This is a genomic window from Helicobacter brantae (assembly GCF_003364205.1).
GTDB lineage: Bacteria > Campylobacterota > Campylobacteria > Campylobacterales > Helicobacteraceae > Helicobacter_G > Helicobacter_G brantae.
In genome coordinates this window covers 23427-35825 of sequence record NZ_NXLV01000002.1, presented here as the reverse complement: position 1 = coordinate 35825, position 12399 = coordinate 23427, and the positions used below count along the sequence as shown (strand labels likewise).

General features: G+C 41.5%; 17 protein-coding genes and 1 riboswitch. Of the genes, 10 read left to right on the top strand and 7 right to left on the bottom strand.

What is annotated here, in order from left to right; translation table 11 throughout:
• Positions 1-18: 18 nt before the first annotated feature.
• Together CQA58_RS01380 and msrP are read right to left on the bottom strand one after the other, a co-directional pair.
• A complete protein-coding gene (locus CQA58_RS01380) occupies positions 19-549 on the bottom strand; it encodes a cytochrome b family protein (protein WP_115568927.1) in 531 nt (176 codons plus the stop codon).
• Entirely contained in the window at positions 546-1412 is an 867-nt protein-coding gene (msrP, locus tag CQA58_RS01375) for a protein-methionine-sulfoxide reductase catalytic subunit MsrP (RefSeq protein ID WP_211305699.1), read from the bottom strand. The genes CQA58_RS01380 and msrP overlap by 4 nt, the downstream gene beginning before the upstream one ends.
• 152 nt (positions 1413-1564) lie before the next feature.
• Between msrP and CQA58_RS01370 the strand changes: the two genes are divergently transcribed.
• The 3 genes from CQA58_RS01370 to CQA58_RS01360 are packed head-to-tail and all read left to right on the top strand — an operon-like array spanning position 1565 to position 3645.
• Entirely contained in the window at positions 1565-2236 is a 672-nt protein-coding gene (locus CQA58_RS01370) for an RICIN domain-containing protein (protein ID WP_115568925.1), read from the top strand.
• 12 nt (positions 2237-2248) lie between these two features.
• Positions 2249-3070, top strand: coding sequence for a cytolethal distending toxin subunit B family protein (locus CQA58_RS01365; RefSeq protein ID WP_115568924.1), 822 nt, complete (start codon positions 2249-2251; stop codon positions 3068-3070).
• 14 nt (positions 3071-3084) lie between these two features.
• Positions 3085-3645, top strand: coding sequence for an RICIN domain-containing protein (locus CQA58_RS01360; protein ID WP_115568923.1), 561 nt, complete (start codon positions 3085-3087; stop codon positions 3643-3645).
• On the opposite strand, the gene CQA58_RS01355 is transcribed toward CQA58_RS01360, so the two are convergent.
• The 3 genes from CQA58_RS01355 to CQA58_RS01345 form a co-directional block, all read right to left on the bottom strand.
• A complete protein-coding gene (locus CQA58_RS01355) occupies positions 3635-4252 on the bottom strand; it encodes a thiamine diphosphokinase (protein WP_115568922.1) in 618 nt (205 codons plus the stop codon). The genes CQA58_RS01360 and CQA58_RS01355 overlap by 11 nt on opposite strands.
• On the bottom strand, positions 4249-4917 hold the full coding sequence (pnuC, locus tag CQA58_RS01350; protein ID WP_115568921.1) for a nicotinamide riboside transporter PnuC: 669 nt from the start codon (positions 4915-4917) through the stop codon (positions 4249-4251). Before pnuC ends, CQA58_RS01355 begins: the two co-directional genes overlap by 4 nt.
• Positions 4911-5005, bottom strand: a riboswitch (TPP riboswitch). (Overlaps the previous gene by 7 nt.)
• Before the next feature lie 71 nt (positions 5006-5076).
• On the bottom strand, positions 5077-5484 hold the full coding sequence (locus tag CQA58_RS01345; protein ID WP_115568920.1) for an RrF2 family transcriptional regulator: 408 nt from the start codon (positions 5482-5484) through the stop codon (positions 5077-5079).
• A 141-nt stretch (positions 5485-5625) separates the two neighbouring features.
• Between CQA58_RS01345 and CQA58_RS01340 the strand changes: the two genes are divergently transcribed.
• A complete protein-coding gene (locus tag CQA58_RS01340; RefSeq protein ID WP_115568919.1) occupies positions 5626-6552 on the top strand; it encodes a permease in 927 nt (308 codons plus the stop codon).
• A 2-nt stretch (positions 6553-6554) separates the two neighbouring features.
• Positions 6555-6863: an ArsR/SmtB family transcription factor gene (locus CQA58_RS01335; protein ID WP_115568918.1), complete on the top strand. Its 309-nt coding sequence runs from the start codon at positions 6555-6557 to the stop codon at positions 6861-6863.
• On the opposite strand, the gene wecB is transcribed toward CQA58_RS01335, so the two are convergent.
• A complete protein-coding gene (wecB, locus tag CQA58_RS01330; RefSeq protein ID WP_115568917.1) occupies positions 6826-7893 on the bottom strand; it encodes a non-hydrolyzing UDP-N-acetylglucosamine 2-epimerase in 1068 nt (355 codons plus the stop codon). The genes CQA58_RS01335 and wecB overlap by 38 nt on opposite strands.
• On the bottom strand, positions 7890-8243 hold the full coding sequence (locus CQA58_RS01325) for a transcriptional repressor (protein WP_115568916.1): 354 nt from the start codon (positions 8241-8243) through the stop codon (positions 7890-7892). Before CQA58_RS01325 ends, wecB begins: the two co-directional genes overlap by 4 nt.
• Before the next feature lie 115 nt (positions 8244-8358).
• On the opposite strand from CQA58_RS01325, the gene CQA58_RS01320 reads away from it, so the two are divergent.
• The 5 genes from CQA58_RS01320 (at position 8359) to flgG (ending at position 12395) form a co-directional block, all read left to right on the top strand.
• Positions 8359-9210: a metal ABC transporter solute-binding protein, Zn/Mn family gene (locus tag CQA58_RS01320; RefSeq protein ID WP_115568915.1), complete on the top strand. Its 852-nt coding sequence runs from the start codon at positions 8359-8361 to the stop codon at positions 9208-9210.
• Entirely contained in the window at positions 9198-9890 is a 693-nt protein-coding gene (locus CQA58_RS01315; protein ID WP_115568914.1) for a metal ABC transporter ATP-binding protein, read from the top strand. The genes CQA58_RS01320 and CQA58_RS01315 overlap by 13 nt, the downstream gene beginning before the upstream one ends.
• Entirely contained in the window at positions 9883-10689 is an 807-nt protein-coding gene (locus CQA58_RS01310; RefSeq protein ID WP_115568913.1) for a metal ABC transporter permease, read from the top strand. Before CQA58_RS01315 ends, CQA58_RS01310 begins: the two co-directional genes overlap by 8 nt.
• 78 nt (positions 10690-10767) lie before the next feature.
• A complete protein-coding gene (locus CQA58_RS01305) occupies positions 10768-11595 on the top strand; it encodes a flagellar hook-basal body protein (protein ID WP_115568912.1) in 828 nt (275 codons plus the stop codon).
• An 11-nt stretch (positions 11596-11606) separates the two neighbouring features.
• Complete coding sequence (gene flgG, locus CQA58_RS01300; RefSeq protein WP_115568911.1) at positions 11607-12395, top strand: flagellar basal-body rod protein FlgG; 789 nt, start codon at positions 11607-11609, stop codon at positions 12393-12395.
• Positions 12396-12399: the final 4 nt, after the last annotated feature.

Genomic DNA, 12399 nt, shown 5'->3' with positions numbered 1-12399 from the left:
TGGGGATTTGGGAAATATCTATTTTTTGAAATTGGAAGAAAAAGAAGATTTAAAAACCTTAAAACACAAGATTGCTAAACTCACCCCTACTCCACCCCATATCCAAAGTGATAATACCTTTTGAATCATTACAATATGGGCTAGAGATAAAAGCATTGCCCCCCACACCAAAAATCGCAATGAAGGGAAAAAACGCTTCCCAAAAGAAAACACTCCTAGCACACTCATAAGCACCAAAGCCCCCACACCCATATAGATATAGGGTTTTTTGCTAACTTCAGCTATCATCAACCCCCAATCAAAATAAAAATCAAAAAACATAAAAACACTCAAATGCAACAGAGCAAGATTGAGTGAGAGAAGCCCCCACCATTTGCCTTTGGGCAACACCATTCCTGCAACAAGAGCAATATAAGCTCCCCAGCCACTCCATTGATAAAACACCTTGATAGGATCAGCAAAAAACTCCAACCCCTCCACATAGAGCAATCCCATAAAACCCACACAAAAGAAAGCGACAAAGAGCAAAAAAGCAAGAAAATTTCTCAATAGAGTTTGCTCCTATCCATTCCCTCATAGAGGTATCCCACTTCTCTCTCATATCCATTGAGATAAAGTGTAGGCTTCCTCCCTCTCTCACCAATCACCCTCTCACTTGCTTGCGACCAGCGAGGATGAGAGATGAGGGGATCAACATTGGCATAAAATCCATACTCTCTAGGGTTTTGCTTCTCCCAAGTGCTTAGGGGTTGAGTGGAGGTGAATTCAATTTTTGCGATAGATTTAATGTATTTAAACCCATATTTCCACGGCACGACTAGGCGGATAGGAGCTCCATTTTGGGGCAAAAGAGGTTTGCCATACATTCCCACAGCCAAGAGTGTGAGAGGATTTTGTGCTTCATCAAGTCTAAGCCCCTCTACATAGGGAAAATCAATGCCTGAAAAAAGTGGGCCTTGCATAGGAAAGATTTTGGGATCATAAAGAGAGGTAAATTTGATAAATCTAGCCTTCTTTGTGGGCTTCACTCTCTCAACTAGCTCACGCAACTCAAACCCAATCCAAGGAATCACCATACTCCACGCTTCCACACATCGTAATTGATAGATTCTCTCTTGCAATCTCACTTCTTTAAGCAAATCTTCAAGCTTGATTTTTATAGGATTTTGCACTTCCCCCTCAATGCTTAGCTCCCAAGAAGTGGGGTTGAAATTGCCTGATTTGGCTTTGGGATCATCTTTGCCAAACCCAAACTCATAGAAGTTATTGTAACTTGTCGCATCGCTTTCTTTGGTGAGTTTGAGCGATGTGTTTGTGTCTTTGAGATAATCAAGAGGTTTGCCATAAAGCGTATTAGCCATAAGTTTGTCAATCAACAATGGGCTAACTAGCCCTCCAATCCCTAAAGCCATAAACTTGCGTCTTTGAGTAAATAAATCTTGAGGTGTTATCACTAAAATATCCTTGAAAATAAAATCCAAGTCAAATTCTGATAAAAAATTATTAATCTTTGGTTTCAAGACTTTAAACTATAATCCATTTTTTAATTTAGGAGGTTACTTATATGAGAAGAAAAATTTTTATTTTTATTGCTTTATTGAGTTTTGGGATTGCTGAAGTGCAATTTGAGGATTATCTAGGAGTTGGACCCAATCCCACCCCTCCTGCCAATCAAGACAAAAACTTCTCCCTTGTAGAGGGAGAGGATCTCTCTGATAAACTCAAAAAGAAATTTGGAGGAACGCCCTTGCTTAGGAGTGGTTCTCCAAGCTTTCAACTCTCTGATCAAGTCTCACTCCTCAGTAGCACAGGAGGGCTTCTAACCCTTTGGAGCACAAGAGAGGGAAGCTGGGTGTGGGGCTATACGCCCTTTGATAGTCTTGGCTTTGGAGATGCAAGGATTTGGAGAATTATCACTTATAACAATGGTGAAGTAAGCTTCAAAAATGAAGCAAGTGGGAATTGTCTTGCAGCCTATGGCAATGGAGTGATACATGTAAGATGTGATTCTAATGACTCAACTCAAAGGTGGGCTTTGACATTTTTTACCAATCAAGCTATTCAAATCAAAAATGTAGGATACAACAAATGCCTACAAACCCCTGAAATTAGGCATCGTGTATGGTATGACATTTTTTTGACAAATTGTGTGAAAGCAGGAGAGAGCAATCTTGATCAACAATGGTATGTCATTCCTCCTACCAAACGAACAACACCTGTGTTTGTATTTAATTAAAAGGAGCAGAAAATGAAGAAGTTTTTAATCTTGCCTATTTTTATCTCTAGCTTGGTTTTTGGGGCTTTGGAAGACTACAAAAGTGGCACTTGGAATCTTCAAGGCTCTTCTGCTGCCACAGAAAGCAAGTGGAGTGTGAGCGTAAGACAACTCATTGTGGGGGATAATTCACTCAATATCCTAGCAGTACAAGAAGCAGGAGCAGTTCCAGCTTCAGCTAGAAGGACAGGGAGAGTTGTTCAACCAGGGGGGACTCCAGTAGAGGAGTATATATGGGAGCTTGGAACTTCTACGCGTCCTAGAAGTGTCTTTATCTATCACGCTGATATTGATGTGGGAGCAAGGAGAGTAAATCTTGCCATAGTTTCAGATAGAGGTGCTGATGAAGTGATTGTGGTGCGACAAGATAGCGTATCTCCTCAAACCTCTCGCCCTGCGATTGGAATCCGTATCGGAAATGATGTGTTTTTCAATATCCACGCTTTGGCCAATGGTGGAGCAGATGCAAGTGCTTTGGTTACAGCAATCCACGATCACTTCACTAATATGCCAAATATCAATTGGATGATTTTGGGAGATTTCAATCGTGATCCTGCAAGTCTAAGAAGTGGGCTTCCTCAAAGAGTGGATAGAAATATTCGTATCCTCTCTCCCAATAGCCCCACGCATTTTAGCTCCACAGGGAATAGAATCCTAGATTATGCAATCGTAGGGCAGACTGTGGCTCAAGGCACGACACCCACCCTCCCTGCACTCATTGCACTGCTGATGACTGCAAGTTTCCGCACTCATCTTGCCTCAGATCACTTCCCTGTGCGTTTTGGGAAATTCTAGTTAAGGAGTAGAAAATGAAAAAAGTTTATTTAGCCCTTTTGTTGATGATAGGTTTGCTCTATGCTCAAGATCCCATAGAAGATTTGCCTGACTTTACCCCACAATTCTCAATCCGAAGCCTTTATTCAGGAGATATTTTGATTAGCAAAAAGTCTTCAATGCCTACACCTAATTGGAAAATCCGAGATGTTACAATCCCTGAACTTGCAAAAAGTGATTTTGCTGAAGCGCTTTTCAAGCTTGGATATGTGCAATTCTATCACCCTCAAGATGATAATCGCTGTATTGGGATTGATGAGGCAGGGTTTTTCACAGATAGAAACTGCAAACAAGATATTGATAGCAAAAAATATGAAACTATCTTTTCTATAATGCCTACCAATACAGGAGCTGTGCAGATTCGCTCTTTGGTGCTTGACAAAAATCAATGTATCTCAGTCTTTCACACTACTGCAATCCCTAGAGGAAGGGATTTTGGAATCAATCCTTGCGATTTTAGTGCATTGGTTTTGATTGATCTCAAAACTCTGCTTATCCTTGCTCCACCACTTGGAGAATTTATGCTTAATAATTAGTTTGATAAACCACTACAAGCCCCTCATCTCCACTCAGTGAGAAGCTCTCATCTAAAGCTTCATTGAGTGTCCCACTTGCCCAAAGGGGGAGAGAGAGGGAAGCAAGGGGATATTTAAGCCCTTTAGAGCTTAGAGCAAGAGAGGGGTTTGAGGTGAAAAGTGAGATTTGATTGCCCTTTTGACTTTTGACTTCACAAGGCAAAGAATGGACGCTAAAACTTCCAAAATCACTTTTCATCACGATTTTTTCTGTGATTTTGCCAAATCTAAAAAGAAGCGAAATATTTGCGATTGTATGATCCTCTCTCTCTCCACTTGCTCCCAAAATCACAAACTCTCTAAACCCCTTATCCACACAATAAAAAAACGCTTTTGAGAGATCATTACTCTCTTGCTCTTGGATATGGACAAGTTTTTGGGCGTATTTTTCTTTTAGCCCTTGAGAGATACTATCTAAATCTCCTATCACGACACTTGGCTCAATCCCTAAGCCCTGCAAATGCCTCACTGCCCCATCACACACTGCCAAAAATTCAGCCCCTCTAAGCTCTTCTATCAAAGAAGTAGAAGTGGGAAAGCTCCCATTTGCCAAAATCACTGCCCTCATACTTCCCTCCTCCACGCAAAATAATAATACACCCCCACAAAAAAGAAAATAATCATTGTGAGAAGTTGAGCGATTTGCTCTTGGCTGACATCATAAATCAACCCCCAAATCACAATAGAAACAATATTTGCCAAAGTAACCAAAAAATAATTTTGCACATAGCGTTTGACTTGCAAATAAAACGCCACCACTTGAGCTACTACACTAAAAGCGTTGAGATAAGGATAGAGGGAGTGGATACTTTGCAAATATGCCCCATACCCCACACTCAAACCCAAAACTACACTAGCACAGAGCAGTTTTCCTTTTGGGCTTAAAGAAGTGATGATGATTTTGTCTCTCTCTTGGTTTTGATGACTTTTCCACCAAAAGATTCCCAAAAGATTGATAGGCAAGTAAAAAATATTCAACATCATATCCCCATAAAGTCCGATTTCATAAGCAATATAGGCATACAGACAAGAATACACTAGCCCAAAAAAGAAGCAGATATATTTTCCCTCCCCTGCAAAAAACGCATAGAGTATCCCACAAAGTGCCACAATGATACTCAAAACCCCTCCGCCACTCATAATCGAAAGCACTACAAGCAAACCACACACGACAAAAAGCATGGAGTAAAATTTCAATGAAAGATTGCCAAATTGGCTTTTGAGAAATTGCATTTTTTATCCTTTCCTTACGACGGCATTACCCGACAAGTTATAAGGGTCTAATCTCAGCCTAGAATCCTAAGCACCCCTTGGAAGCTCAAATTGTAGCATTCTTAGAGAAAATTCTTTGGGTATTTCAAAATGCTTTTTGTTGTTTGTAATGCTAAGAAATTAATCAAGCAAAGAAGTGGAGGGCAAATCTGATAGAAAAGTATTTTTCAGAAAATCTATAATTTCTCCCCTTACTTTCTCCCATTTAGAATGCAGACAGCAAGGCTTGGAACAAGCACATTTTGAGGAGTTGAGAATGCATTGATTATGATTAAGCTCCCCTATGGCATTGACAATTTGAAATAACGAAACGCTCTGCTCTTCTAGCTCAAACTTAAATCCCCCCATTTTGCCCTTATACACACTCAAAAGCTTGGCTTTGGAGAGTTGAGTGAGAATCTGAGTGAGATATTTGTAGGGAATTTGCAATTTTTGATTGAGAAGTGAGGCAGAGATGATATTTTCTTTGTGTTTTGCAAGATAATAAGTGATTTTGAGGGCGTATTTTTGGGTTTGGTTTAAGAGCATTGCTTCTCCTTGTGGCTCTGTTTTTCTATAATTGTATCCAAAGCAGGAGAAAAGAATCTTTATTTAAATATATCAATATATCTTGATATATTGAAGAATACTTGCTACACTCTCTCAAACAAAACTCCAAAAGGAAAGAAAATGAGTGAAAAACTTCTATCAGTGCTTAAAGAATTTATTTTTCTCTTTGCTGAACTCTCAATCCTCTTTATCTTTATTTCCACTTTAGTTTCAGCTCTCAATCATCGCTATAAGGATTTTTTCCAAAAACAGCTCAAAAGCACCTCAATCTCTAGCTATTTCAAAGCTATTTTTCTAGGAGGGATTACCCCTTTTTGCTCTTGCTCCACAATCCCCCTACTCAGTGCATTTCTCAAAAATGGCGTATCTTTGGGGGTTTGCAGTGCTTATCTACTCACCTCACCCCTTATCAATCCTATTATCATCACAATGCTGTTTTTAAGCTTTGGGGCTAAACTCACAGGGGCTTATGTGCTATTTTTGGTTTGCTCTATCTTTGCCCTCTCACTTCTTATCTCAAAACTCTCTCCCACTTCTTTGCTCCTCACCCCCAAACCCTCGCCCAAATTCTCTCTTGCTCCCACCACTCCACTCTCCCCCCTCAAAGCCTTCTCTCCCCAAACTCCCCAAAAAAGCAAGGGGATAAAAGAGTATTTCAAACAAGCCTTGCAAGACTACAAAAAGCTCTTGCCTTATATCGCTTTGGGTATGGGGATAGGAGCAGGGATACACGGATTTGTCCCTCAAGAGCTTCTCTCTCAAACCCTCAAAGACTATGGAGGGCTAAGTATCATTCTCTCTGCATTTCTTGGAATACTTTTGTATATCAGAGCCTCTGTGATTATCCCCATTGGTGTGGCATTGATTGAGAGTGGAGTGCCAAGTGGAGCAGTGATGAGCTTCCTTATCGCAGGGGCGGGGTGTTCTCTGCCTGAACTTGTTTTGCTCAAAGGAATGTTTAAAACCAAATTTTTGGCGATTTTTGTATGTGTCGTGCTATCTGTGGCGATTGGCTTTGGGGCTTTGGTGCAAGTTTTGGGAGTGTGAAAATGGAGCAATTTATCAAGATTATAGGAGCAGTCAATGATGAGAGTAGAGTGCTAATCCTAGCTTTTTTATCACGCAATGGGGAGTTGTGCGTTTGTGATTTACAACACTCACTTAATATGATTCAATCACGCCTCTCACGCCACCTCAAAATCCTCAAAGAAGCAGGATTTTTGCACTTAGAACGCAGGGGAACTTGGGCGTATTACTCACTCTCTCCCTCTCTCTCTCCCCTTCATCGCTCTTTGCTCACAGAGATTCTCTCTCTTCCTCTCACTCTTCCCCCATTGCAGTGCAAGAGCTGTGTTTGAGTAAGCTCTGAATAATCCTATCTGACACATTTAGAGGTTTTTTATCCCAAGAGAGTGTCTGATTTTTTATCTCCTCATAAGCTCTAGGGATACTTCTCTCTCCTAGCAATTCACACGCCCCACTCTCCACTAGCTCCACCCACTCACTCACCTCTCTTAACACTAGGCACTTCTTCCCTCCATAACTTGCCTCTTTTTGCACCCCTCCACTATCGGTAAATACCATTTGAGAATGACTGATAAGCCATAGGGTTTGCAGATAGCCTTGAGGTGGGAGGACAATAAGGCTAGAGGGGAGAGAGAGGGAGAAGGATTGGATATTTTTTTGAGTGCGAGGATGAAGAGGGAGAATGATAGGAATCTGCTTTGAAACCTCATCTAGGCCTTGAAGCAAAGATTCTAGCCTCTCTTTGTCATCAACATTGCTTTGGCGATGAAGAGTGCAAAAAATAAACTTTGAGGGGATTTGCACATTAAGAGGCTTTTGAGCCATTGGGAGAAAGAGAGAAAAACCCTCTTCCATAATATCCCCACTCACCACCACTTCTCCTCTCACGCCCTCTTTTTGGAGATTTTGAAGGGCATTAGAGTTTGGAGCAAAGAGGATATCGGACAGATGATCGCAAATTACGCGATTTCTCTCCTCTGGCATTGAGTGATCATAGCTCCTTAGCCCTGCTTCAATATGGGCTAGAGCAAAGCCATTTTCTTTGGCAAATAGGCTTCCTGCAAGGGTGGAAGTGGTATCTCCATACACTAGCACATAATCAAAGCTCTCACCCTCTAGCCTCTCTTGCATTGAGCCAAGCATATAGGAGAGTTGAGAGAGGGAAGAGGCAAGAGGGGTTTGGAGGTGGATTTGAGGAGGAGTGAGAGAGAGGCTCTCAAAAAAGATTTCACTCATATTTAAGTCAAAATGCTGTCCTGTATGGAGCAAAACCTCAGAGATTCCATACTCTCTAAGCTTTCTTTGAATCACGGCGTGTTTGATGAATTGGGGTCTTGCCCCCACAATGCTTAAAACCCTCATCTCTCTTCCTCATCACATTTCTCACACACCCCTTTAATCAGCACGCTTTTAACCTTGCCTTTAATCTCTGGCATTGAGATATTGCTAATCTCTTTGCAAACCTCACACACAAAATACGCCCTAGCTTTAGAAGCAAGCTCATAAAACCCCTTTCGCTCAATCTCAGTCCTTATCACAATCCCCTCTCTCTCAAAAAGCTCCATATTGCGATAAAAGGTGGTTTTGTTGGCTTCAAGGGGGAAAGATTCAAAGCTTATGGGGGTGTTGGCTTTGGAGAGAATCTCAAGCATTTGCACTCTCAAATCACTAATGCCGATATGATGATCTTTGAGCAGTTCAATGGCATTCATACTCTCTCCTTAATATAATTTTTACAAAATTTTAGCACTTGCAACTCAATTTTATCAAAGCAACTCAGTTGCATTTGCTACAATTTGCCTCACATTTTCACTCAAAGGATTTTTAATGCGTTTTGTCTTAGTGTTTTTCTCTATGCTTTTTTTGGGAATTGCCAAGCCTCTTATCTCTGTGAGTATCCCACCCCAAGCCTATTTCCTCAACCAAATTGCAGGGGAGAGTGTGGAGACTAACACCCTTATCCCTCAAGGCTCAGATCCTCATACATTTGAATTCAAGCCTAGCACTCTAGCCAAACTCCAAAAAAGTGATCTTTATCTCACAATCGGACTAGAATTTGAAGAGATTTGGATACCCAAAATCAAAGACAATCTATCCAAAACCCAAATCCTCCCTATCAATGAAGGCATTGACTATCTCCACTCTCAATGCAACCACTCTCATCACTCCCACGATAGCCACCACGATGAAGAAGAAGATGATCCCCACATCTGGCTAAGCCCCAAAAATGCCAAAATCCTAGCCTCAAATATCGCTAAAATCCTCATCGCTCACTACCCTCAAAACAAAGCTCTCTATGAGAAAAACCTCAAAGCCTTTTTGCAAAAAGTCGATACCCTAAACTCCAAACTCACTCAAAAACTCTCCTCACTCAAAGTAAGAGAATTTATCGTCTATCACCCCTCTTGGGCGTATTTTGCAAAAGATTACAATCTCATTCAAATCCCCATAGAGATTGAGGGCAAAGAACCAAAGGCTAGAGAACTTAAACACCTCATTCAAACAGCCAAAAAGCACCATATCAAAGTGATTTTTACCCAAAATGGCTTCTCCACCCTAGCCTCAAATCAAATCGCCAAAGCCTGTGGGGCTCACATTTTCATCACCGATCCTTTGGCTTATGAGTGGGAGAGGGAGCTAGAGAAAATTGCAAGTGAGCTAGAGCAATGGCAGAAATAAAAATCTCAAACCTTAGCTTCTCTTATGGGAGAGAGAGGGTGCTAGAGGGGATAAATCTTAGCTTCTCTCAAGGGGATTTTCTAGGAATCATCGGCTCAAATGGTGGAGGCAAATCCACACTTCTTAGACTTATTTTGGGGCTTATCCCCTCGCCTACTCCACTGCTTAATACTTTTTCATCTATGGGTTATGTCCCCCAATACGCCCTACACAACCCCCATTTCCCTATCTGTGTGCTTGATTGTGTGCTAATGGGAAGGCTCAAACCTCTAGGCAAATATACTCAAGAAGATAGGCAAATCGCCCTAGAGTGCTTAGAGAGTGTAGGAATCTCTGCCCTCAAAGACAAAAAGCTCCAAGAACTCAGTGGAGGGCAAAGGCAAAAAGCCTTGATTGCTAGAGCTTTATGCACTCAAGCCCCTCTGCTTATCTTAGATGAGCCTACTGCAAGTTTAGATACTGCTTCCAAAGACAGCATTTTCTCCCTTCTAAGCGATTTGCACGCTCAAGGCAAGTCAATCATACTCATCTGCCACGATTTGGAATATCTACTCTCTTTTAGCACTCATATCGCTCATCTGCAAAAAACTTTGCGATTCTATACTTTGCCCCAAGATAGGGACAAGGTTTTGGGAGATTTTGGGTGCAGACACCACCTCAAGGGAGAATGCGATGCTTGAATTACTTCAAATGGATTTCACTCTCAACGCCTTAAGTGCGATTTTCCCTCTCTCTGTGATGTGTAGCATTATTGGCTCACTCATCTCTATCAATCGCCTCTCTTATGTCGCAGGTGGGCTAACACACGGAGCTTATGGAGGTGTGGGGATTGGCGTGTTTTTCTCACTCCCAATCTTGCTTAGTGCAAGTATCTTTACTTTGATTTTGGCTTTGCTTATGGGCTATCTTATCCAACACCACAAAACCCATAGCGATCACTTCATCGGAGCGATTTGGGCGTTTGGAATGGCTGTGGGGATTATCCTCATTGAACTCTCTAGTGGATACAAAGCTGATATGATGGGCTATCTTTTTGGGAATATTTTGCTTCTCTCTCATCTCAATCTTACTCTTTTGTGGGTGGGAAGTGGAGTGTGTGCTTTTGTCATCTATCTTTTCTATCCCCAACTCCAAGCTTTGAGCTATGATGAAGAATTTGCACTTCTTAGGGGAGTGAGGACAAGGGCGTTTTTTTATCTTTTGATTGTATTGATTGCTTTTTGTGTAACTTTGAGTATGCAAGCAGTGGGACTAATCCTAGTGATTGCCTTGCTTAGTATCCCCACCTTTATCGCTCAAAATCTTAGCAAAACCCTAAGCTCAATGATGATTATCTGCACTTTGCTCAATCTCACTTTTTGCTTCCTTGGATTGCTTTTGAGCTTTTACTTTGATCTCTCTAGTGGGGCAAGTATCATTTTGGTAAGCGTTTTAGGGTTTGCTGTGTATCTTTTGACTCACACTTTGGCAAAACACTAATAGCTCTGTCTATCATTCTCCCATTTTTGGAACGCTTATTGCTGAATCCCTTTCCAAATTTTATTTTGGAGCAAAGGAATGCAAAGCGGATATTATAGTGCCACAGGGGGAATGGTTACCCAATTCAATCGACTTGATACGATTGCCAACAACCTTGCCAACCTCAACACCAATGCCTACAAAAGGGATGATGTAGCTATTGGGGATTTCACTCGCCTCTTCAAAGAAAGTCGTGATGAGCTTCCACTTGAGGACAATACAAGAGAGGCAGCCAAGTTTTGGAATCGTGCGATGGATAAAGTGCCAATCATCACAGAAGACTACACGGATAGGAGTCTAGGGGCGTTTTCTCAGACAAACAATCCTCTAGATTTCGCACTCAAAAATGAGAATGCTTATTTTGCTATTCAAACCCCTGATGGTGTGCGATATACAAGAGATGGGAGCTTCAATCTTGATGCAGAGGGAAGTCTTGTAACCAAAGAGGGATACAAAGTCCTTAGTCGCAGTGGGATTGACTATGAGGGGGGAATCACCCTTGATAGCACTACTCAACCTATCTTTAGCCCTAGTGGAAGAATCTCTTCAAGAAATGCTGATGGAGAGATTGTCGATGCAGGAGCAGTGGCTATCGTGTCCTTTGCAAGTCCTGAATATCTCAAAAAAGGTGCAAATGGACTTTATGAGTATGCAGGAAAAGAGATTAACAAAGACAGAGAGCTTTATACACTCAATGATGATGTATTACGACAAGGCTATATCGAGAAAAGCAATGTCAATGCCGTGCTTGAGATGACAAGCTTGATAGAAACCAATCGACTTGTAGATATGTATCAAAAAGTGATGAAAACCCATATGGATGACCTCAACACTGAAGCTATCCAAAAACTAGCCGTTAGAGCATAAAAGGAGTAAAAATGATTAGAGCATTACATACAGCAACCACAGGAATGCTAGGGCAACAAATGCAGATTGACACCACTTCAAACAATATCGCCAATGTCAATACGATTGGCTACAAGAAGCAAAGAGCAGAGTTTGCTGATCTTTTGTATCAAACGATGCAATATGCAGGGACAAATACAAGTGATACCACAGTTTCGCCCACAGGGATTGAAGTGGGATTGGGTGTGCGTCCGATTTCTGTGGCTAAAATGTTTTCTCAAGGAAGCCTTAAAGAGACAGACAACAACCTTGATGTCGCTATTGCAGGGAACGGATTTTTCCAAATCTCTTTGCCTGATGGCAGTGTGGGATATAGCAGAAGTGGGAGTTTCAAGATTGATTCTACGGGAGCGTTAGTCAATTCTGATGGATACAAACTCATCCCTGAAATCGTTATCCCTGAGGGCACAACCCAAATTAGCATAGGGACTGATGGCACGGTGAGTGCGATTCAGGGCAATCAAAGTGATATTGCAGTGCTAGGGCAGATTGAGCTAGTGAATTTTGTCAATCCTGCAGGATTGCACTCTTTGGGAGATAATCTCTATATCAACACCAATGCTTCAGGTGATCCTATCGCAGGAGTAGCAGGGCAAAATGGTATGGGACAGCTTAGACAAGGCTTTATCGAGCTAAGTAATGTCAAGCTAGTAGAAGAGATGACAGACCTCATCACAGGACAAAGAGCTTATGAGGCAAACTCAAAGAGTATCCAAACTGCTGATGCAATGCTTCAAACGGTAAATCAACTTAAGCGATAATAGT

Bases quoted from the DNA above. Each gene is read 5' to 3' on its own strand.
- CQA58_RS01320 (WP_115568915.1), top strand. From the start codon at position 8,359: ATGCGTTTTGTCTTAGTGTTTTTCTCTATGCTTTTTTTGGGAATTGCC.
- CQA58_RS01325 (WP_115568916.1), bottom strand. From the start codon at position 8,243: ATGAATGCCATTGAACTGCTCAAAGATCATCATATCGGCATTAGTGAT.
- CQA58_RS01315 (WP_115568914.1), top strand. From the start codon at position 9,198: ATGGCAGAAATAAAAATCTCAAACCTTAGCTTCTCTTATGGGAGAGAG.
- CQA58_RS01340 (WP_115568919.1), top strand. From the start codon at position 5,626: ATGAGTGAAAAACTTCTATCAGTGCTTAAAGAATTTATTTTTCTCTTT.
- msrP (WP_211305699.1), bottom strand. From the start codon at position 1,412: ATGGCTTTAGGGATTGGAGGGCTAGTTAGCCCATTGTTGATTGACAAA.
- CQA58_RS01360 (WP_115568923.1), top strand. From the start codon at position 3,085: ATGAAAAAAGTTTATTTAGCCCTTTTGTTGATGATAGGTTTGCTCTAT.
- CQA58_RS01335 (WP_115568918.1), top strand. From the start codon at position 6,555: ATGGAGCAATTTATCAAGATTATAGGAGCAGTCAATGATGAGAGTAGA.
- flgG (WP_115568911.1), top strand. From the start codon at position 11,607: ATGATTAGAGCATTACATACAGCAACCACAGGAATGCTAGGGCAACAA.
- CQA58_RS01365 (WP_115568924.1), top strand. From the start codon at position 2,249: ATGAAGAAGTTTTTAATCTTGCCTATTTTTATCTCTAGCTTGGTTTTT.
- pnuC (WP_115568921.1), bottom strand. From the start codon at position 4,917: ATGCAATTTCTCAAAAGCCAATTTGGCAATCTTTCATTGAAATTTTAC.
- CQA58_RS01310 (WP_115568913.1), top strand. From the start codon at position 9,883: ATGCTTGAATTACTTCAAATGGATTTCACTCTCAACGCCTTAAGTGCG.
- CQA58_RS01355 (WP_115568922.1), bottom strand. From the start codon at position 4,252: ATGAGGGCAGTGATTTTGGCAAATGGGAGCTTTCCCACTTCTACTTCT.
- CQA58_RS01305 (WP_115568912.1), top strand. From the start codon at position 10,768: ATGCAAAGCGGATATTATAGTGCCACAGGGGGAATGGTTACCCAATTC.
- CQA58_RS01345 (WP_115568920.1), bottom strand. From the start codon at position 5,484: ATGCTCTTAAACCAAACCCAAAAATACGCCCTCAAAATCACTTATTAT.
- wecB (WP_115568917.1), bottom strand. From the start codon at position 7,893: ATGAGGGTTTTAAGCATTGTGGGGGCAAGACCCCAATTCATCAAACAC.
- CQA58_RS01370 (WP_115568925.1), top strand. From the start codon at position 1,565: ATGAGAAGAAAAATTTTTATTTTTATTGCTTTATTGAGTTTTGGGATT.